This is a genomic window from Enterobacter cloacae complex sp., from assembly GCF_900322725.1.
Lineage (GTDB): Bacteria > Pseudomonadota > Gammaproteobacteria > Enterobacterales > Enterobacteriaceae > Enterobacter > Enterobacter quasihormaechei.
Genome location: NZ_LT991957.1, coordinates 4,595,355 through 4,617,341 on the forward strand (window position 1 = coordinate 4,595,355; position 21,987 = coordinate 4,617,341).

Sequence of the window (21,987 nt, forward strand, 5' to 3'; positions counted from 1 at the left end):
ATTAGGGCTTGAGCAACGACTCGTCAATAACTTCCAAATAATTCATGCGTTCTGCAGGTGGCACAGCCATTTCGACTTGTGTACCGCCACCAGGCAGATATACATTCGCACCTTTATCAACTTGAGGTCCAACCGCACCAATTTTAACTGGTAATGGTTTCTTAACTTCATAAGTTATTACTCTATCAATATCCGGTTTCCATTCCATCTTCACAGCGAGCTCATTTCTAACATATGAAGCATTAGGAATATCGTCAAATGTAGCAAACCCTCCAGGTCTCGTCGCTGGCTGGCCTGGAGATACGGCCATTTTTACTCGAGTCCCTGGGACTAATGTTGCATCTAAAGGAGGCTCATTTAATGGCCAAGGCGATTGTTCATTAACTAATTTTTTATAAGCAGAAGCCGCTTCAGTTGATGATTTGAAACGACCTTTATGCTGCCGCTGAAAATCATTCCAAGTATTAGTTCGCCCACATCGTAAGCCTAATGGATCCACCCACCCCAGCGCATTCGGCGCATACTGGTAAAGGTTTATCCCCCCCGCCAGCCCTATCGGGTCCTGCTGCGTGAACCTTCCGCAGTCCGGGTCGTAATACCGGAACAGATTGTAGTGCAGCCCTGTCTCACGGTCCAGGTATTGCCCCTGCATGCGCAGGTTCTGAGAATATCCTGATACCTGCGTCTCACTTTCGCGCAGCAGCTTGCCCCAGGCGCTGTTTACCCCTTCCCAGCGCACCTGCCCTTCGATATCCGTCATCCGCTCCGGCGTGCCGTTCGGCTGGCAGTGGAACCAGAAGATTTCCGGGGCATCAACCCCGTCGATACGCGCCAGCGGATCGTAGCTGTCCTGATCGCTGTAGACGTAGGTCAGTGGCACTTCCCCGTGCACTTCCTGCAACAGGCGGAACCCTTCCCAGACAAACCGCGTGGTGACAGGCTTACCGGTTGGCTGGCCGCCCAGCATCTGGCGGCGCGTTTTGCTGATTCGTCGTCCGAGCGGATCGTAGCGGAAGCTGACCTGCGTCTGCGGCCTGTTGCGGTCCCGCGGCTGGCTGATCACCTCCGTCAGGCGGTGCTCACCGTCGTAGCGATAGTGCCAGCGGGTCTGGCCGTTATCTTTCTCAACGGTACGACCGTGGACGTCATAGCGCCAGCGAATGCCGTTCAGTTGCGTCAGGCGGTTGTGCGTGACCTTCTCAGCAGAGCCTTCCAGCGGGTTACCGGCTGCATCCCAGCGCCACTGCTCCTGGCCGGGCAGAGTACCGTCCTGAACCAGCAGGCGCCCTGCGCTGTCGTACTGCCAGCGGTACCAGCTGAACGGATTATCGTCCCGCTCTTCGCGAACCAGGTTATTACGGTAGTCGTAATCCCAGCGGCGGGACCAGCGGCGCGGCGACGGGCGCTGGGCGTTGCCGGTAAAGACGTCCCGCCGATGCAGGCGACCAAGGCGGTCGTATTCGCTGCGGGTGGTCAGCAGCCCCTGCGTGCGGCTGGTCTCGCGGTGGAGTTCGTCGCGGGTAAAATCGGAAACCGAGAGCTTATCCAGAGCAATGCTGAGCAGATGTCCGCTGCCGTAGTAGAACTGTTTCAGCTCGCGGCCATCGGGCAGCGTGACGGAGGTGCGGTTGCCCAGCGCATCATACTCCCACGCCAGCTCACCGTGCTCGCCCGCTTCGCGCGTCACGCGGCCGAGCGCGTCATACTCAAAGGCGAGCTCCTGCTCCGCCTCGGTGCTCCAGGCATTGGCTGAAAGCGCAGGATGCAGCCCAATCCGGCTTAACAGCCCGGACGGCGTGTAGTGGTAGCGGGTCTGCCCTTCCGGCGTGGTGCGGGCCACCAGCTGACCGCTCGCGCTCCAGGCGAAGGCATGCGTGATGGCCTCCGGATGTCCGGCGGCAAAGGTGCGTGCTATCGTGCGGCCACAGGCATCGTAGCGATACTGCGAGGCCACGCCATCAAGCCCCACCTCTTCCAGCAGCAGCGAGTCTTCGCCCCAGATAAACCGGTACGCTTCGCCGTTTTCGTTTTCCAGAGCAATCAGACGCCCGCGGCTGTCCCAGCGGCGACGAACCTCTTCACCCTGCGTATTACGCGTGGCGGTTAAGCGCCCCGCGTCATCGTATTTAAACTCGCTCTCTTTCCCGTCGGCACCCGCATGCTTCACCGGCAGGCCACGCTCGTTCCATTTGAGCGACTCTGTCCACCCTTCCGGGCGATCGAGCTGTACCGGACGCCCCGCGGCGTCGTAGCGGTAGCGCGTCTCTTCGCCGTCAGCGCTGATCTCAGCCACCAGCCAGCCCAGCGGATGATAGCGATACTGAGTAACCCGACCAGAGCAGTCCGTGGCGCGAACCACCTGCCCGGCCTCGTTGTACTCCTGGAAGCGGCTGTTGCCGGCGGCATCCACCTCTTCAACCACCTGCCCATACTCGTCCCGACGCAGTTGCGTAACGTGCCCCACTGGATCGACCACGCGCTTCAGCCCGTGATGTTCGTCGTACCAGAAGCGGGTCGCGCTACCGTCTGCTTCAATGATTGACGCCGGAAGCGCACGGTGCTCCAGCCAGGTGGTGGTGCGGGCGTTACCGTCTGCGTCGATCTCCTGCACCCGATTGCCCATCTCGTCATAGACGAAGGTGACGGCATTGCCGAGCGGATCGATGCGGCGCGTAAGGAGCTCGTTGTCATCCCACTCGTAGCGCCAGTTCTCGCCGCGCTCGTCAACGTAGCGAACAATCAGGCTCTGCGCGTTCCAGTAGTGCTTTCGCGTCTGTCCATCGTAGTGCTCGACGGTGGTCAGCCCGGCGGTTAAATCGTAGCTAAAGCGGCAGCCGTCGCCGGTGCTGGTGCGGTTTTCCACCACGCGCCAGTGGTCGAATTTTTGCCAGCGGTATTCGCTCTCCAGCCCGCCCGGCAGGCGGTGCCAGACCATCAGGCCGTTATCGTTATAGCGGTATTCACGGGTCACTACACCGGAGGCATCCGTCGCGCTGGCCAGCTGGCCGCGCCCGTCGTAGCCCCACTGCATCAGCGGCCAGGTGCGGCTGCCGTCAAAATGGCTCGCCGAGGTAACGCGCTGCGGGAAACGCTCGTCCTCATAGCGCAGGGTGACGTCAATCGCCCGCGGCTCGTCGTGAAGACCGACCAGCCTGCCGTGCTCGTCCCACTCCGTCAGCAGTGCGTTACCGTATTCATCGCTGAGGGACGCCAGACGCAGGATGGAGGGGTTAGCGCGGGTCGGTTTATACAGACGCCACACCGCGCCGTCATCGTCGGCAATCGCCACGTCGCCGCTGTCATTGCGACGGATAATAATGCCTTCGCTAATGCTGTAAAACGCGCGGTCGACCGGTGGCAGCGCAAAGCTCAGCTCGCGCCCGGTTTCGTCGAACCAGGTGGCGTTGTTCTCTTCCAGCGTCAGATAGCTGTCAAAGGTGGTTGCCCAGCCAAGGCCAAACAGCCCTTCGCGGGTAGTCAGGCTGTTGTAGCTGCGCTGCCAGCGCAAAGGAAAGCGCCCCGGCAGCGAGAAATCGAGCTCATCGTCGTCATTCAGCACCTTCACGCCGGTGGCGGCGTGAACCGGGTGCGAGGAGCCGAACACGGCGTTGACCGCCATATCCGCCAGCATCCCGCCGCCGGCAGACGCCAGCGCGCAGGGCATGTTTTTCAAAATCTTGCCAGGACGCCCGCGCAGCAAGGAGAGCGCAATCATCCCCAGCGCCAGGCCCGGCGTTTTGCCGCTTTTGATGTCGCGGACCGTCAGCGTGTCGCCGCCTATAATCACGTTCGGGGAGACGTCGTCGGACACGGTGCCCTCGCAGGTGGTGCGATCTTTCGCGCGCACCGCGGGCTGCCCGTTGATGAAGACGCTTTTGGAGCCTTCAGCCAGATACTGCGGCCCGGAGTGTTTATCGCACGCCACCTTATCTTCTTCCAGCGGCGAGGTGCCGGCAGCGGCAGAAGCCACGCTCGGCTGCCACATTTCGCTGCCGAACTGTCCGGCGGCGGAAAGCAGCATGCCCGCGTAGTCGGCAAAGCTGCCCGGCGACTGCGGCTCAGGGGAAGGCGTATCGGCAGGGGTCAAGGTCCCGGCTGCGCGTGCAGCCGGGATCGAATTGGTCAGAACGTTGCTGGAACCGGTGGTGATTTTGCCCGCAGGCGACGGCGGGAAAAGCGCGTTACCCAGCCCTTCAGCGGCGTTGCTGATATCGTCGGTGATCCCCGCAACGTTCGCCAGAACCCCGCCGATAATGCCGCTCAACAGACAGCTGGATCCTATCGCCGCCACGCCTGCGGCAGCGGCTCCGGCACCCAGCAGCGGAGCCGCGACGGTCGCTGCCGCGCCCACCGCCGCGCCGATCACCGCATAGGCAGCACCTTCCGCCACGATGCTGGTGATGTCAGCAAAAATGCTGGAGTGAATAATCTCGTCGCCCTTACGGGCCGCGTTGTTATCGCTCATGCCTTACACATTCCGGTTGTCGTTTAGCGTCAGACTCTGCTTAAGCGCGCTCCAGCGCACCTCGTCCTCTTCAGTGAATGCTCTGAGCGCTGAGAGGGTAAAAACCATCAATACCGGTTTGTCCGGCGTCTGCACGGCCAGCTGTTTTTGCCACAGGCGCTGCCCGTTGCGGTCAAAGGTGGTCTCGACTTCCAGTCCGCTAATTTTTCCGTCAGGCCCGGCTTTTACGCTCCGGAATTCGCTCTGGGCGATCTCACCCATCTGAGGACGCAGCACGTCCCACTGGCGGTGGAACTCTTGTTCGTAGTCGCTGCGGTCCGGGATAGCGCCGCGGCTGACCACCACGGACAGCCCGCTTTCGTCATCGCGAATGATGTTCATGCTGTTATCCTGCCAGGCAGCAGGAAATAGGGAAAACGAACCTTCCTGGAGGGTGTATTTCATAAGTGAACTCGGGATGATTAATATGATGAGAAACAAAAGAGGCCAATCCATGCTGGCCCTTTGTCTGGCTGTTTTGTTATTTAAGCCACTGGCCTGACTGTTCGACTAAAACATGGTTGCCTTTGCTGACAACCAATTTCACAGGTGCATACGTCACGGTGTAAACGATCTCGCCATTGTTGTACGTTGAGCCGATTATTTTACCTGCCGAGTCGCGCAACGTTTTTCCCATTAAGGAGATCGTACTGTTATCGCTTTTGCGCACGCCGAGATAAACCATCTCGTCACATTTTCTCTCAAAATGGCCGCATTTGTTTATCAGCGAAATAGCGAATTTATCGGTGTCCAGTTTTCTGGTTTCCGCGTTTTGAACCGAAGCGGCTTTACTTAACGTATACCGCAGCGGAGCATAGTAATTTCCTTTTTGAGGAGGAGTAATTAAACGCCACTCCATTTCACGCCCCTTTATCTCCAGAACAGCCCGTCCACCTACGCCGCCAAACGATGAGTTGAACTCAACGTTGGCACGATTGCCAGCGATCGTACCGCTAAGATTTTGTTCATCATCTTCCGGGCAATCAATGCGGTTTCCTCTCTGGGAGATATAGCAATAAGAGCCGGTGATCCGGTTGTCTGATTCAGCTAACCGCAGGGTTAACGTCGAGTCGTTCTCGAATTCGCCAACCCACTCTCCGTCAAACGCGGGTTTTGATTGGCCGAATGTTGCAAAATGCATCGTATTGAATCTGGCGGCCCATTGCTGAATATCGGCATGAATAGCCGGGCTATTGTCAGTTGACTGGTAATGAATAACATCCGACGCCGGAACCACCCAGGCTGCAAAGATTTTGCCGTCAGGATTGATGACCATCGCTGACGCGTTCTCCTGATAGAGATCTTTTAGCCAGCCTTCAACAAACAATCCGCCACCTGTGATAGTATGCGGTTCACCGAAAACATCAAAGTTATCAATAAAGGTCTGGTAATTATTTCCCAGCGTTTTTTTGAGATTGTCTGTCACTTCGCTGTCGTTAACGATGTGACTAACCGTATCGAGCTTGTTGTATTGGGATAATTCAAGCGCCGTTGACGTTTCAACTACGCCTGTCAATAAAGCTGTGAACAATATGGCTGCCAAATGTTTTTTGGTCATAAATCACTCAGCGGTACCATTATCGTAATTCATCGTTATTTTCACAACCTTACTGTCTTTAACCTCAAAAGAGAGCAATTTCTTACCCATTTCATAGGAAACCCACTGCTCCCCGGAATCATTTTCGACCTGACCACTGCCGTAAGCTTTATTAAGTTCATTTATTGTTGAACCAATATGGATCCCGCGAACTGTTTTGCCATCCGCAGCAGTTAACGTAATCTGCGCCACAATATAATCGTCAACACTTCGCTCGGTTTTATCCCACCAGAGATTGGAACTGAATATTTTTAACCCAGCCTTCTGATGCTGGTAGAATTTATAGTTCGTTTCGTCAAAAGGAACCTCACCGACAAAACTACCTTCCACAGAAACTGCAATTTTACGCGCAACCTCAGGACTCCATCTATCACCCAGTGCCATAATCTGATCTTTTATCAGCAGAGAAAAATCCTCTTTAGCCAGAATGGGCGGCATAGTCTGAGCCACTACTTCATAACTGCTCAGAAAGGTAGACATGAGGGTAAAAAAAAGAGAGACAGAAAGGCGTTTTTTCACGTTAATCATCATTTGCTGGATAAATATTATGCCACTCACCACTTTAAAAAGCGGTGAGTAATGAAATAATCATTTTTAGTCAGTGCTAATAGCGACCCCACCCAAGCAGTCAGGTTTTTTTACCGTGAAACTGAAGCTTATTTTTTGCCCATTCATATCCTTTGCCGCTGTATAACTGGTCACTTCGTTCTCCGAACGGCCTCGGGGATAATCAGTTAACGTCAGTTGCGGATAATGTTTTTTAACAGTGTCGAGAGTGATGCACTGGCCGGACGGTGAAAAATTCAGTAACGGTGCCATCCCGTCACTTTCTCTACTTAAACGTAAATCAATTGCAGTAATGTTCGTTCCATCCGCCAGTTTGATATCGTCGGCATTATAGAAATTGATATATTCATTTTGTTTCGTTAGCTTGAATGACAACGGAGCGTTATCCAGACTGTTAACGGACAACGTTTTGAGTGATGCGCTCATTTCTGCAATGAACTGCCAAAGATCCTGTTTCTGCATGTTACCTCCTGCCATTCCTGTCGTTAATAAAGCCGCAAGCACTGCACTCGTTTTTAGACTATGGATAATTTTTATCATACCAACCGCCATAATAATCTTCGTAATATTGCCCCGTGGTAGACGTTTGTTCGCCTTTGCCAAAGATACGGCCTATCTGCGTGCGCGCTTCACTTTCCTTTATGGCCCCGCGTTCGAGCGAATCATAGATACGATTATATTGTGGCTGATTTGCCGGATTGCCCGCAATACCTATATCCCCGCCCTTGTTGGCTATGATTTCACGTTGGACCCGGATATTGTTCAACGTTGCAGCGCCTTCATCACTGAGTGTGCTGTTGAGATAGGCGTCGCGCGAAGAAAAATCAATGTTGGGTTCATATAAAGCGTGACCACTTTCATGTGACAGAGACTGAACGACTGCATTCGGGTTACCGAGCTCATTTTTATCAACGGTAATAACGCGCTTTTGACGATTGGCAAACGTCCCCTTGCCTGCTTCACCTTCTTCAAATGTCCAGCCTCGTTTCTTTAACGTAGCTATGTCATTTTTCATAGTAGGTGATTTATCGACAAGACTATCCACATCCTTTCCATATCCGCTTGAAGGAACACTGGATGCCGGAGGCGTAGCGTTTTTAGAGGTTTCGGCAGGTGCGCTGGCAGCCAAACCAGCCTTACTCTCCTTTCCCGGCGTAAATTTCTCCTGCACCGCCGCATCAATATCCCCTTTATGCCCAGAACCCGGCGCCGTTGTGCCCGGCTTGGTGCCAGAGGTATTCAGATGCAGCTTACCGCCCGTGGTGATATAACCATCCCCTTCCACGAAGAAGTTGAACTCTTTGCCGATCAGGTTAATCTTGCCGTTAGCGTTCAGCTCAATAGCGCTCTCACCTGAGACCAGCCGCAGCTTCGTCCCGGAAGCAATGACGTACTGCTCCACCGCCGCATCCAGCTTGCCTTTCCCCGTCAGGATCTCGGTTCCGCCTTTCACCGCCTGAGTCTGGTTCGCTTCCACGCGATGCAGTTCATTTTTCTTCACGTAATGGCTGCGCGCCCCGCCGACGCTGTGCGTTTCATCGTTTTTAACGCTGGTGTCCATGTTGCGCTCGGCCTGGATCCACACCTGCTCTGCGCCCGCCTTGTCCTCAAAGCGCAGGGCGTTGGCGTTGTCCACGGAGCCCCCCTTAGAGCGGCTCATAAAACCCATCTGCGTCGCTGCCGCCGGCAGCGCCCACGGCGGCATGCTCGCGTCGTTGTACACGCGCCCGGTGATAATCGGACGGTCCGGGTCGCCGTTGATAAAGTCCACCACCACCTCGTCGCCGACGCGCGGAATTTGCACCCCGCCGTAGCCCTGGCCTGCCCATGCGCTCGACACGCGCACCCAGCAGGAGCTGGTGTCATCCCCCTTCGCCAGACGGTCCCAGTGGAACTTCACCTTCACGCGGCCATATTTGTCCGTCCAGATGCTCTCTCCCTGCGGCCCCACCACTTTCGCCGTCTCCGGGCCGTAGGTACGCGGCCACGCCGTGGACTGCGCCGGACGGTACGACACCGCCGCCGGAATGACGCTGAAATCGGTGCGGTGAATGGTTTCCCCCTCGCCGCTCGCGTAGCGGTTCTCCTCGAAGTGGTACCCCGCCGCCGTCACCAGATATTCCCCGTTATCGCTGAAGAACGGGGCGTTGGTCAGGGTAAAGATATGACCCGGCGCAATGCCCGCTGCGGTAGCCGTCGCCTGAATCTGCTGATGCTCAACCTGCCAGCGCTCCTGACGGATACGGGCATAGAACTCCCCGTGACCTTTGTCCACAAAGCGTCCCGGCCAGTCATACACGTCGATGCTCCCCGGCTTCGGCGACGCCGGGTTCTGCTGGGCCTGGAACAGCCACGCGTTCGGCTTGCGGAAGTCATAGTCGTCGAGGCTGTAAATCCCCGGCGTCACGCTGTCCTCCAGCGCCCACTGGCTGATGCCCTCTTCATCCGTACTGCCGCCGGACGGCGTCTGGTGGTAAGGAATGACCTCATAGCCGCTGAACGGCTGATGCTGCGTGGCGGCGTCGGTGAGCACCAGGGTGTGTTTGTCCGCCTCGTGGCTGAAGTGATACGCAATCCCCTCCAGCTCCATCAGGCGGCTGATGAAGTCCAGGCTCGACTCCTGATACTGCACGCAGTAGTCCCACACCCGGTAGCTGCCGGTGAGTTTATCCTCAACGTTGACCTGATGCTCGCCCAGCAGGGTTTTGACAATCTGCGGCACCGTCTGGCCCTGGAAAATACGCAGGTTACGATCGCGCTTCATCGGCCACAGGTCCGGCTCCACCGTGAGCTGGTACACCGCATAGCGCGTGCCCGTCAGCTCAACGGCGCTGACCGCCACCCGGGTAATCTTGCCGTTAATGTAGCGGGAGGTCAGCAGGTTCTGCGTCGGGATGGTCACCGTGACCGGCTGGCCGAGCAGCTTACTGCGGTCGATGCGCGCGTCCGTGCCGAGCACTGTCAGCGTCAGGGCGAACGACTCGGACATCGCCTCACGGCCCGTCAGTTTCCAGAACAGAAGCCCCTCCACCGGGAGCTGAACGGTAATTCGGTTGAGCATAATCTTTATTCCACTATGGACTAATCTCAGTGCCAGAAGTTAACTCATCTCAATACGCAAAGCGGGAATGCTGTTGATGTGATAATGAGTAGCTGTAAGAGTTATTTCTCTTGCCAAAAAATAAAGCCGCTTTTCCTGTAGTTTTATTTAGATAATTTTAGTTAATGTCGTAATTATTTAAGCCATAAGCCTGAAAACATAAGTATGCTCCCCAGGGAAACTGCACTGCCAAACCAGATAGGGTAAAACAAGGCCTAAAGGATATTAACACCTGTCAGAAAATAGCTGAAAACACTGATTACTTATGGTATCTTTTTTGTCTTTTTAAATACTCCAAATCTTTTTCATGAGGTAGAGTGATTTTTAATCCTTGCTCCATCTGTGACGCTATATAATTAGCATTGGACAAATGCTTAGCAAGTTCAGTATCGGTAGTATCAAACTCTTTGGATGCAAGAACTCCAAGATTCAATGAATGTAATTTGCTTTTATTTTTTTCAGCACCAGTTAGAAGAGATTTAACATAACCCAACTGACTCTTCGCCATAACATATAAAGAAAATGTTGGATTTTGTTCTAATCGATAATTAATTGCATCAATAGTATCATCGATATAATCCAACGCGGTGTGATTTTCTTTACTCATGAGACACCTCAAATATATTCTTTTCGCTTGAAAGCATCTGTGAAGATGTGATCTGGTGCAATCTTTGCCGCCGTGGTGATGGCTTGAATCTGCTGATGTTCCATCAGACAACTGATGAAGTTCAGACTCGACTTCTGATCGTGATGGTTTATCGTGGAGATAATATTAATAATGTAGGGAAATTGACAAATTTAACGTCCATCTAAAAAAGGAAAATTCACGCTGCGTGTGAATTTTCCTGAATATAGATTCAAGGTTTAGGCATTTCTATATGGAATGTTGACAGGATGATTTCGAGGCAGCGTTTATTCGCCTCGAAGTGGTAATCATGATAGTTACGGTGTCTGCCAATCAGTTCTGCATAGCACCAGACTTTGCCCACGCTAAAAATATAGCACTGGTAAACAGCGCGCATTTCTTCCTCTGCGCTGAACATTTCCCCCCGGCATGTCCACAGTGTTTTTCCGAGGGATGGATTAAACTCATTTGGAATAGTAGCAAGTGCTTCAGTTTTAAGCGTAACGGCAGGTTCTCGATCGTGAAACCGTTTAATCGAAACGCTAAAAACATCCTGCGCGGTAAACACCATCTCCTGCGAAAAAAAGCAAAGATTAATGACACCGTAGTTAGTGCCATCAAACGAGTGCTCGACCACCAGACGCGTTTCTGTAAGAGGATTCACCTGCCAGGATTCCGGTACTTTAAATCCACTGCTGTTTTTAGCGCTGAGGCTCACGGTCTTAAGCAGTTCAGCCAGAACCAGGTTACTACGATGCAGTAAATCCCAGTTCACCACAGTAAAGTAAATATCATTCGCCAGCGCAGGGTAGTCGCGAGCGGCACAGGCCGCTTTAATCAGGAAATAATTCCCGCCTCCTTCTTGCGGATTGTAATCTTTCTGTACGGTATAACGTGAAATGACCTCGTCGCCGGACGAGTGCGTTTTGAGAGTTAGCACATCTGCAAAAAGGCCACTACCGGAAGGATGCGTAATCAAGCGCTGGTTCAACACTTTCTCGCCCATCAGTTCCAGTTTATTAAACAGCCAATCAGAGGGATTCATCTCCCACAGACAGCGTTCATAAGCGGCCCAAACTTCCATATAGGGCTGCGCATCATCGGTGGCATAGCGACCCAAGTTCGTCAAGCCGACCTCAGGAAGGTGCTGCGGGGCCAGTTCAGCTGGCTTAACACGATTTGGCAAAATCACCCAGTACTGAAGCATTTTATTATCAGCAGAGGTATACAGGCATTTCCAGTAGTTCGCCTTAATCTCTTCATTGGTTGCGGTTGAGACGACGGGAAAAGCATAATTATTATCAGTGTTCATAAAACCTCTTCAACTCAGACAGTGCTGCCAAACCAGATACCATAGAACATTAAGATACAGCCTAACGAGGCTAGACACTTTACTACCAGGCGTAATTTTGCCCCATACTTACCAGATAGTGATAATAATTTTGAATAGTTTGCTGCAGTGTTATAGCGCTTGTGGAATCGCATAATAATATCGAAAATATTATTCAACATCACGACAAAAAACTTCGACAGAAGCACTGCCATAAAGGAAGCTGGTATTATTACTGATAATGACCGTGCAGTTTCTCTGGTTAGCAACGGGATGAACTTAGAAAGGCCAACCAAAACAATGACCAATACAAATGCACCAATCAGTACTGAAATGAATTTTATTCCAAAGCCACGCCATTCTTCTTTTGTATACAGATCTTTTCCATTCCAGATATAGATCAAAGTGATTAAAATAAAAATCGTTAAGCCAGCCCATTTCATTATTTCATTGTCCTCTCACATCCTTTAATCGCCTATTAAAACAGTAACACACCCGGTAATAATTGTCCCATCCCCGCTTTCTGTCGGAACAGAGGTTACGGCTGGCTCATCCTCTTCGCCATACAAATAGTCAAAGAAATCCAGTATAGGCTTAAATGCCACTTTCAGACTTGCATCACCCTTAAGCCCTACAAGCCCTGCAGCCCCACCTGTTACCCTGACGTTAACGGAATAATCTTTAGTGTCCCAGAAAGCGCTTCCACCTCCCGCGAGACCAGCAGACCCAAAGCTACCGTCGATTTTTGCTTCTCCGGAAACGATGCCCAGAATATCAAGGTTACCTGAAACTTCGCCTTTCACTCCTTTCGCTTCCGCACCAGCGTCAGCAGTCAAACCATACTTCCCATCATTGCCGGTATAAACTTCTAATACGGCTTTAGCTTCTGCTGTACCGATAGTTACATCCCCTGATACTCCACCATACAACGTTCCTTCTTTACCCGCAGCAACTGAACCACCGTATTGCTCACCTGTCGCAGCGGCATTCGCATTGAAGCCATAAATATCGTTGCCGCCACCATACAGAGACCCCGTTGCATTGGCGACGGCGAGTTTATTACGCATTTCTGCCCGCAGCAGATCCTTACTTTTCATATTCCCAATGGTAATATCCGCCAACGCAAAACCAGCTGAAGCGGTATCAAAATCACCGTTGAGGTTTTTATCTTCGAGGCTGGCGTACGCACCCAGAACACGAGCATCAAAATTTTCGCCGTGCATCATCCCATCTTCGCCGGCATTTTTCGCCAGCGAGCCCCCCCAATATTGAGGTGCTGCTGCTTTCGGTATGGCAGGTGCCGGTGAGCCGCTGACATCACACTTCGTCTTGTCTCCTTGACGTGCAAGTGGCATACCGTTAACGAAGACAGTACCGGAGCCCCCCACAATAATACCGCTGCCGTGCGTCGAGCAGGATAACGTATCACTCTTTCGAGCGGCGGGAAAACCACCGATGATGACGTCCGGGCTTCCCGACTGTATTGGCCCCGAATGTGCACTGACATCTATGGTCGCTCTGGCGGCAGGTTGTCCCATGTTCAAAAATCCTTCTACATATTAGCTGTTAATTTTAACAACAGCGCCTTTAATATCTGTCAGGTTTGTACCATTGAGATTAAGAGTATCATTAGCTTTCATCTCGGCATTTATTCCGCCGCCTAACTTCGTCAACTCCGTCCCTTTGAAGGATGCCTCAGTAATACTCTCAGCCTTGAGTGTCCCTTCGGAAACGATAATTTCAATTGTCGATGGCGTGATAAGAATGTAGTTATCATTCACCTTTAACTTAATCGAGGTTGTCGCTTCCAGCAGAGCATTTCCCTCTTTATCCATAGTCAATACGGTTTGGTTTTTACCTACATTGAATTTGTGCTGATTACCCGTGTTGCTGGTTGAATTCGCCCCCACGTTCACGTCCCGGTTACGCTTAACCGTTACGTGCTCATCCCGGCCGATAATTTTTTTACGGTCTACCCCTACGTCATGTGTCTCGCAGTTCTCGATCTCGGTGTCCATGTTTTTTTCAGCATGAATCCAGATCTGCTCTTGCCCAGCCTTATCCTCGAATCGTAAGGCATTGGCATTATCTTTATGGCCATCCTTACTGCGGCTCATAAAGCCCATCTGCGTCGCCGCAGCGGGCAGTGCCCACGGCGGCATGCTCGCGTCGTTGTACACGCGCCCGGTAATAATCGGACGGTCCGGGTCGCCGTTGATAAAGTCCACCACCACCTCGTCGCCGACGCGCGGAATTTGCACCCCGCCGTAGCCCTGGCCTGCCCATGCGCTCGACACGCGCACCCAGCAGGAGCTGGTGTCATCCCCCTTCGCCAGACGGTCCCAGTGGAACTTCACCTTCACGCGGCCATATTTGTCCGTCCAGATGCTCTCTCCCTGCGGCCCCACCACTTTCGCCGTCTCCGGGCCGTAGGTACGCGGCCACGCCGTGGACTGCGCCGGACGGTACGACACCGCCGCCGGAATGACGCTGAAATCGGTGCGGTGAATGGTTTCCCCCTCGCCGCTCGCGTAGCGGTTCTCCTCGAAGTGGTACCCCGCCGCCGTCACCAGATATTCCCCGTTATCGCTGAAGAACGGGGCGTTGGTCAGGGTAAAGATATGACCCGGCGCAATGCCCGCTGCGGTAGCCGTCGCCTGAATCTGCTGATGCTCAACCTGCCAGCGCTCCTGACGGATACGGGCGTAGAACTCCGCATGGCCCGTCTCCACAAAGCGCCCCGGCCAGTCGTACACGTCGATGCTGCCCGGCTTCGGTGACGCCGGGTTCTGCTGCGCCTGGAACAGCCACGCGTTCGGCTTGCGGAAGTCGTAGTCGTCAAGGCTGTAAATCCCCGGCGTCACGCTGTCCTCCAGCGCCCACTGACTGATGCCCTCTTCGTCCGTACTGCCGCCGGACGGCGTCTGGTGGTACGGGATGACCTCGTAGCCGCTGAACGGCTGATGCTGCGTCGCGGCGTCAGTCAGCACCAGGGTGTGCTTGTCGGCCTCGTGGCTGAAGTAGTACGCAATCCCCTCCAGCTCCATCAGGCGGCTGATAAAGTCCAGGCTCGATTCCTGATACTGCACGCAGTAGTCCCACACCCGGTAGCTGCCGGTAAGCTTGTCTTCGAGGTTAACCTGATGCTCACCCAGCAGAGTTTTCACAATCTGCGGCACCGTCTGGCCCTGGAAGATCCGCAGGTTACGGTCGCGCTTCATTGGCCACAGGTCCGGCTCCACCGTCAGCTGGTATACCGCGTAGCGGGTGCCCGTCAGCTCAACGGCGCTCACCGCCACGCGCGTCACCTTACCGTTGATGTAGCGGGGAGTGAGCAGGCTCTGCGTGGGGATGGTCACCGTGACCGGCTGACCGAGCAGCCTGCTGCGGTCAATGCGCGCATCCGTGCCGAGCAGGGTCAGCGTCAGCGCGAACGACTCGGACATCGCCTCGCGGCCGGAGAGTTTCCAGAAAAGCAGCCCCTCAACCGGGAGCTGGACGGTAATTCGGTTGAGCATAATCTTTTATTCCACTATGGACTAATCTCGGTGCCAGAAGTTAACTCATCTCTAAACGCTGTTGATGTGATGATGAGTAGTTGAAAGATTTCTTTCCTTTGCTACCAAATTAAAATTAATATCATTTTTATTTAAGCCATAAACCTGAGAACATAAGAACGCTTCCCAGGGAAACTGCACTTTTAGCGGCGATAAGTAAGCCAGGCGCAATGATGCGTGTTACTGACAATAATTTTCCATAATTATCCTCGTTGTGCTTTTCATGCCCACGCATAACCCCGGAAAAAATGGTGCAGAGCAGGACAACGGTAACCTTCAATCCCCAAACGCACAGGAAAGACATAGAAAATATGGTCGAATAGTGTTTTGCCGTAGCAACAGAAAATAATGACATTGACTGAGCGAGCCATTTCAATGTAAAACCGACAACGACCGTAGCTACTAATACCATCATAAACATCAATCCGGACAGAAACCATTGCTTTATATTGAACAAATCTTTTCCATTCCAGATAAGCGCCAGTGTCCAAATCATAAATATAACAAAGAAAAACAAATGCATCATAATATCCTGCATTTACTTATTTTACATATCCTGGCAATGCCAGCATCCATCTAACCTCTTCATATCAGCCTATACTGCCAAACCAGTTACCATAGAGCATCAGGATACAACTTAACGAGGCGAGACATTATGCTACCAGATGTAATTTAGCCCCGTACCGGGCAGACAGAGACGATAGCTTTAAATACATTTCTGGGGTATTTCACTGTTTATGAAATCGCATAATACTCTCAAAAATAGCATTCCACATCACAACAACAAATTTCGACAACAACACTGTCATAAGAGATGCAGGTAATATTACTGCTATCGCGCGCGCGTTTTATCTGTCCAGCAATGCGGTGAAATTTGAAACACCAACTAAAATGAGCATCTATGCAAACGCACCAGCCAACACTGAAATAAACTTCATTCAAAGTCTCGCCACTCTTTTAGTACGTAAAGATCTTTCCCGTTCCATATATAGGCTTAAGCGATAAATATAAAAATTATAAAGTCAGTCCATTTCATTATTTCATTTTTTATCCATGCTTGTATACTAGAGTTAAAACATTAGCCCGCTACTTTTTCTCCAGATTTATGACACGGAGATCCTTCCGTGCCATATAAGATAAACAATTACAAGAAGATGTCTTCAGGAGCCCTATCGAACAATTCACCGGCCAATTTGGCGATACGTTCATGCTGTACGAGTTTGTCTTTCCACTCCTGCGGAATACCGGAATAACCATATAAGGCTCCAGCTATTTGTCCCGCCGTCGCCGCAACGCTGTCAGCGTCATCGGCAAGATTGGCAGCCAGCAGAATCGCATCCCGGAAGTTATCAGTATTCCATACGGACCACATCGCGGCCTCAAGCGTATCGATAACATAACCACTTGAACGAATCTGATCGCGAGTTTTTTGCTTATATTCACCCACGTTGATAATCATTACACGTGGCTGTAGCGGCATGACGTGCGGAGAAAAAACAAAATCTTTATTACTACCGTTAATAATATGCACAAGTAAATAACTTAAATACTGTGTACTATTTATTGCTTCCGCGGCTCCATGCGTTGCTATACTTTGTTTTTTAGCCTCATAAAACGCTTTACTTAATGACTTTCTAAAAAAAATAGAGACAGGTGCTTGCCTGATAATGGAAGCATTTCCTGCTGTTTCTGGCGCTGTATTGCCGCTCCACCCAGGACCAACAGCTAAATATTGCTCCAAAGCAAACCGAGTTGTATTGCCTATATCAAAACAGACGCCATTTGAACTATTATAACCATGCTGATACGATTCCAGAAGTTTATTCCTGAAGCATATAGTATCAGCATCACCTTTCTCAAGAAGCGTTTCCGCAAGACATAATGCCATGGATGTATCATCCGTCCATTCACCTGCGCGGAGTCGAAATGGCCCACCACCTATCATATCTTTGACATGTGCTTTGTCACGAGGTAAAAATTCGAGCGTCGTACCTACAGCATCTCCAACTGCAAGACCTATAAGCGCACCGACAGCACGATCCCGTGATTCCGCGAGTGAGATGTTACATTGTGGTGTTAAGTCCCATTGTTTTTGTGCATCGCAATCAGAAGATGATTCTAATAGTTTAACATTATATTTATACTGCATCTTCTGCTGGACTGAAAGACTGCTAACAGGTAAGTACTTACTATATATATCTACATATTTTAACAACACATTCAAATTAGCATGTAAGTCTATCACCATTCACCCATAATAAAATATTTTTAATATCACACCCTAAAATTCATCAGGATATTTCATTTTAAGATTATGTTGCTTTATTCTGTAATTGGCATCAACCTCATGCGGCAGTCTAACCTTTAACCCTCGGCGGATTTGATCCACAATAAACCAGGCATCCGACAACCTTTCAAAAAACAACTCATCAGAGTTATCGAACTCCTTCACCGCATACATACCGAACGTCATTTTCCATAATTTCGCTTTATCCTTTTCCTTGCCTTCAATTAAATCCCGTAGAAATAATAATTGTTGTACAATAGAGTCGTACATTTGTAAAAGCCGGGAGTGGGGATCCTGATTTTTGACCTCAGCATATCTCTTTTTTGCTAAAGATAATGCTTTTTCAACATAATTCAAAGCTGTCATGTCATTCATTATATGGAGTCCAAATATCACGCTTAGTGGTAAACCATTGTATCCCACCGCCTTCTGTCTGGAAAGGTTTGTCTGGTACAGACCACGTGTCCAAGGCTGGTGTAGCACTACTTCGTAGCATTTCTACTTTTTGTTGCGCCTGATAAGCTTTTACTTCTTTAGGAACAATTAACCCCGTATCCCTGACCTGTCCTTCTGGATTAATTCCAAGCTTTGTGGCAGGGGTCGATTCGTCAAGTGAATACCAGTTACCTTGCCAATTCCCCGGTGATTGATTCTGATAAGCTATTTTACCTTTATTTATTGTTTCAACTGTCACTCTCTGCTCAAGATCTATACCGCTGCGATAAGCTGGTATTTTACTTTCTTCAACACCCTGCGAGCGCATAAAATCATCAACAATTTTTTGGTTTGCACGGATATTAATATCTCTATTGAGATCGCCCGTGCGTCCAAATTTTTCATTAAGTTCAGCCCTTCGGGCCGAAACATTTGGCTTAACCGGTTCGAGAACAGGCTTACCAGCCCGCCACGCATCAAACCGTGCCCCGCCTTTAATGCCAGCCCCGCCGCCGATAACGGAGCCGATCAGCATCCCCCATTTCTGACCGTCGCTACCTTCGCCACACAGCATTCCCCCCGCGTAGCTACCAATAGTCCCACCGCCCATCGCACCGAGGGTACTCAGAAGTGCGATTGCCGGACTGGCCAGCACCGCCATGGCACCAGCACCAACGGCGAGCATCGTCCAGTTTACCCATTCAGGGATTTCAGGACTTATTTCATCGGTCTGAACCTTGCTTCCACCGATAATAACATTTCGCGATCCCTGACTAATCTCAGCGCTGCATGTCAGCTTATCTCCTGTGCGGGAAGCGGGAAAGTTGTTGATGTAAACCTTTATTGAACCTTCGGCAACCCGTTGCAGGCTGCCGCTGTGCTCGTCACACTCCCCGGCTGAGAGATGAGCGCGGATAGCCTTTCGGCTGTTGATAAAGACATTGGGTGAACCTTCTTTAAGTGTACCTGTAGTGTGACGTGGTGCCCATGACATACTGCCGAGGAGTTCACCCAACCCACCCGCAGCACATGCCCCAGCCGCCACGGCAGAAACCGCCACCAGGGCTGTTCCTCCGGTGACGACAACGGCAGCGGCGCCCAGAATTGCCCCGCCAACGAGTCCCGCGATCATCCAGCCTTTAGAGGCTGTATGAGCGATCTCATCATCTACGCGAGCAGCCAGAAATTCGGACATGACTATTCGGCTCGCTGTGCCATCAGATATTCTCGTATCCGATCGAGTGTATTAAGTTGGCCAGAACCAGAGATCTGACGGCAGACGGAAAGCTGTGAAATTAATTGATGTGTTTCCTCAGCAGAAGTCTTCCATAATGCGTAACGAAGGGGTTGGCTGTCCGGGACGGGTGCAATACTGAGTGGTTGACCCTGCTTTTCAAAAAGCAAATATTGCCCCTCTTTCGCCCGCTGAAGCGAAAGATGGCCATAAAGCTTCTGAATGTTTTCAAAGACACTAAGTACCTTACTTTCACTATCAAGCGCAAAAAAGGGCCCCTGGCTATCGGCAGCGAGCATTACTTTGGTTTCAGTCTGAGCAGGTTTGTGGAACTTAATACTGCGGATAATTTCCTGGTATTGATTATGATAATAATCGCTAAATTCTCCCGGACATGTACCGATATAGCACACCATCTTTTGCCCGCCGGGATGGTCATCGAGCAAAATCACAGTCTGCTTCTGAAAAATGACCGAGTTATCATTTTTAAATTGATAAAAAAGCTCTACCGCCGCGTGACCATCAACTGAAGTCATCTGAGAGGATTCAAGACGAAAGTCGTGCACCGTAATTTCCAGTTCACGCACCAGGCGAGTTGCCGCATCATGGACTTTTTCTTCGTTTTTAGCACTCGCACGAGAAACAACAAAAGTAAACTCGCTGGCTCCGTTATCGCTCAGGGTAAATAAATTCATGGTTCTGTCTTTAAATACATCGGGTAAAGCGAGGGTTGCTTCCTGAAGAATATAATCAGCCATTCGGGTTACTCTTACTTATTGCCATTAATAACAAAAAAACTATCCACTTCCTGCTGGATTTCACCCTGAAGGGATGCGCCAGGCGGCTCGATGACGTTTCGCCCATCATCAGGGTTCAAGTGCAGTTCGCCGGAAAGCGTATTAATTTGCGCATTCTGTTTTGCAGTAAAGTTAAAATTATTACCAATGATATGAACGCTACCGTCTTTTGATAATTCGATGGCGCTTTCCCCACATTCAAGTCTCAGTGCATTGCCCGCTGAAAGGATAAAATTATTTACCACTTTATCGCTTCGGCTCTTACCCGTCAGGCATATTACATCGCCTTTAGTACCTGACTTCTGGTTTTTCGCTACCCGTAAGGTTTCATCTTCACCAACAAACTGGGTACGATTTTTTTCAGTAGAATGAGACTCGTCGTTTTTGACGTTAATATCAAGATTGCGCTCGGCCTGGATCCACACCTGCTCCGCGCCCGCCTTGTCCTCAAAGCGCAGGGCGTTAGCGTTATCTACGGAGCCGTCCTTTGTCCGGCTCATAAAACCCATCTGCGTTGCCGCAGCCGGCAGCGCCCACGGCGGCATGCTCGCGTCGTTGTACACGCGCCCGGTGATAATCGGACGGTCCGGGTCGCCGTTGATAAAGTCCACCACCACCTCGTCGCCCACACGCGGGATTTGCACCCCGCCGTAGCCCTGGCCTGCCCATGCGCTCGACACACGCACCCAGCAGGAGCTGGTGTCATCGCCCTTCGCCAGACGGTCCCAGTGGAACTTTACCTTCACCCGGCCATATTTGTCCGTCCAGATGCTCTCTCCCTGCGGCCCCACCACTTTCGCCGTCTGCGGGCCGTAGGTGCGCGGCCACGCCGTGGACTGCGCCGGACGGTACGACACCGCCGCCGGAATGACGCTGAAATCGGTGCGGTGAATGGTTTCCCCCTCGCCGCTGGCGTAGCGGTTCTCCTCGAAGTGATAGCCCGCCGCCGTGACCAGATACTCCCCGTTGTCGCTGAAGAACGGCGCGTTGGTCAGGGTAAAGATGTGGCCCGGCGCAATGCCCGCTGCGGTAGCCGTCGCCTGAATCTGCTGATGCTCCACCTGCCAGCGTTCCTGACGGATACGGGCGTAGAACTCCGCATGGCCCGTCTCCACAAAGCGCCCCGGCCAGTCGTACACGTCTATGCTGCCCGGCTTCGGTGACGCCGGGTTCTGCTGCGCCTGGAACAGCCACGCGTTCGGCTTGCGGAAGTCGTAGTCGTCGAGGCTGTAAATCCCCGGCGTCACGCTGTCCTCGAGCGCCCACTGGCTGATGCCCTCTTCGTCAGTGCTGCCGCCGGACGGCGTCTGGTGGTACGGGATGACCTCGTAGCCGCTGAACGGCTGATGCTGCGTCGCAGCGTCAGTCAGGACCAGGGTGTGCCTGTCCGCCTCGTGGCTGAAGTAGTACGCAATCCCCTCCAGCTCCATCAGGCGGCTGATAAAGTCCAGGCTCGACTCCTGATACTGCACGCAGTAGTCCCACACCCGGTAGCTGCCGGTGAGCTTGTCTTCGAGGTTAACCTGATGCTCGCCCAGCAGGGTTTTCACAATCTGCGGCACCGTCTGGCCCTGGAAGATCCGCAGGTTACGGTCGCGCTTCATCGGCCACAGGTCCGGCTCCACCGTCAGCTGGTACACCGCGTAGCGGGTGCCCGACAGCTCAACGGCGCTCACCGCCACGCGCGTCACCTTGCCGTTGATGTAGCGGGGAGTGAGCAGGTTCTGCGTGGGGATGGTCACCGTGACCGGCTGACCGAGCAGCCTGCTGCGGTCAATGCGCGCGTCCGTGCCGAGCAGAGTCAGCGTCAGCGCGAACGACTCGGACATCGCCTCGCGGCCGGAGAGTTTCCAGAAAAGCAGCCCCTCGACCGGGAGCTGAACGGTAATTCGGTTGAGCATAATCTTTATTCCGTAATGGTTTATGCTGAAAAAATTTTTAATGACGAATTGTT

Annotated in this window: 17 protein-coding genes; all 17 read right to left on the minus strand. The window is 52.0% G+C overall.

Annotation, left to right across the window (positions count from 1 at the left end; all coding sequences use genetic code 11):
* Nucleotide 1: 1 nt before the first annotated feature.
* Nucleotides 2–4,465, minus strand: a complete 4,464-nt coding sequence (locus tag DBR02_RS22530; RefSeq protein WP_233157829.1) for an RHS repeat-associated core domain-containing protein — start codon at nt 4,463–4,465, stop codon at nt 2–4.
* Nucleotides 4,466–4,468: 3 nt separating this feature from the next.
* Nucleotides 4,469–4,909 (minus strand): DcrB-related protein, encoded by a 441-nt coding sequence (locus tag DBR02_RS22535; RefSeq protein ID WP_107535504.1) that lies wholly within the window; start codon nt 4,907–4,909, stop codon nt 4,469–4,471.
* Between the two features lie 76 nt (nt 4,910–4,985).
* Nucleotides 4,986–6,062, minus strand: a complete 1,077-nt coding sequence (locus DBR02_RS22540) for a hypothetical protein (RefSeq protein ID WP_107535505.1) — start codon at nt 6,060–6,062, stop codon at nt 4,986–4,988.
* A 3-nt stretch (nt 6,063–6,065) separates the two neighbouring features.
* Nucleotides 6,066–6,629 (minus strand): hypothetical protein, encoded by a 564-nt coding sequence (locus DBR02_RS22545; RefSeq protein WP_226842299.1) that lies wholly within the window; start codon nt 6,627–6,629, stop codon nt 6,066–6,068.
* Nucleotides 6,630–6,695: 66 nt separating this feature from the next.
* A complete protein-coding gene (locus tag DBR02_RS22550; RefSeq protein WP_063868538.1) occupies nt 6,696–7,208 on the minus strand; it encodes a hypothetical protein in 513 nt (170 codons plus the stop codon).
* Nucleotides 7,189–9,729: a type VI secretion system Vgr family protein gene (locus DBR02_RS22555; protein WP_107535506.1), complete on the minus strand. Its 2,541-nt coding sequence runs from the start codon at nt 9,727–9,729 to the stop codon at nt 7,189–7,191. Before DBR02_RS22555 ends, DBR02_RS22550 begins: the two co-directional genes overlap by 20 nt.
* Before the next feature lie 298 nt (nt 9,730–10,027).
* Nucleotides 10,028–10,375, minus strand: a complete 348-nt coding sequence (locus DBR02_RS22560) for an immunity protein Tsi6 family protein (protein WP_063868535.1) — start codon at nt 10,373–10,375, stop codon at nt 10,028–10,030.
* 250 nt (nt 10,376–10,625) lie between these two features.
* Nucleotides 10,626–11,705, minus strand: coding sequence for a hypothetical protein (locus DBR02_RS22565; protein WP_063868533.1), 1,080 nt, complete (start codon nt 11,703–11,705; stop codon nt 10,626–10,628).
* A gap of 14 nt (nt 11,706–11,719) precedes the next feature.
* On the minus strand, nt 11,720–12,166 hold the full coding sequence (locus tag DBR02_RS22570; protein WP_063868532.1) for a hypothetical protein: 447 nt from the start codon (nt 12,164–12,166) through the stop codon (nt 11,720–11,722).
* A gap of 24 nt (nt 12,167–12,190) precedes the next feature.
* Nucleotides 12,191–13,261 (minus strand): PAAR domain-containing protein, encoded by a 1,071-nt coding sequence (locus tag DBR02_RS22575; RefSeq protein ID WP_107535507.1) that lies wholly within the window; start codon nt 13,259–13,261, stop codon nt 12,191–12,193.
* Nucleotides 13,262–13,282: 21 nt separating this feature from the next.
* Complete coding sequence (locus DBR02_RS22580; protein ID WP_107535508.1) at nt 13,283–15,241, minus strand: type VI secretion system Vgr family protein; 1,959 nt, start codon at nt 15,239–15,241, stop codon at nt 13,283–13,285.
* A gap of 127 nt (nt 15,242–15,368) precedes the next feature.
* Nucleotides 15,369–15,806, minus strand: coding sequence for a hypothetical protein (locus tag DBR02_RS22585; RefSeq protein ID WP_233157816.1), 438 nt, complete (start codon nt 15,804–15,806; stop codon nt 15,369–15,371).
* Nucleotides 15,807–16,424: 618 nt separating this feature from the next.
* Nucleotides 16,425–17,525 carry an ADP-ribosylarginine hydrolase Tri1 gene (gene tri1 / locus DBR02_RS22590; RefSeq protein WP_200444351.1) on the minus strand — a complete coding sequence of 367 codons (1,101 nt, stop codon included), beginning with the start codon at nt 17,523–17,525 and terminating at the stop codon, nt 16,425–16,427.
* A 36-nt stretch (nt 17,526–17,561) separates the two neighbouring features.
* Nucleotides 17,562–17,942, minus strand: a complete 381-nt coding sequence (locus DBR02_RS22595) for an immunity protein Tsi6 family protein (protein WP_107535511.1) — start codon at nt 17,940–17,942, stop codon at nt 17,562–17,564.
* Complete coding sequence (locus DBR02_RS22600; protein ID WP_107535512.1) at nt 17,935–19,197, minus strand: polymorphic toxin type 46 domain-containing protein; 1,263 nt, start codon at nt 19,195–19,197, stop codon at nt 17,935–17,937. The genes DBR02_RS22595 and DBR02_RS22600 overlap by 8 nt, the downstream gene beginning before the upstream one ends.
* A gap of 2 nt (nt 19,198–19,199) precedes the next feature.
* Nucleotides 19,200–19,994, minus strand: a complete 795-nt coding sequence (locus tag DBR02_RS22605; protein WP_107535513.1) for a DcrB-related protein — start codon at nt 19,992–19,994, stop codon at nt 19,200–19,202.
* A gap of 11 nt (nt 19,995–20,005) precedes the next feature.
* Nucleotides 20,006–21,934, minus strand: coding sequence for a type VI secretion system Vgr family protein (locus DBR02_RS22610; RefSeq protein ID WP_107535514.1), 1,929 nt, complete (start codon nt 21,932–21,934; stop codon nt 20,006–20,008).
* Nucleotides 21,935–21,987: the final 53 nt, after the last annotated feature.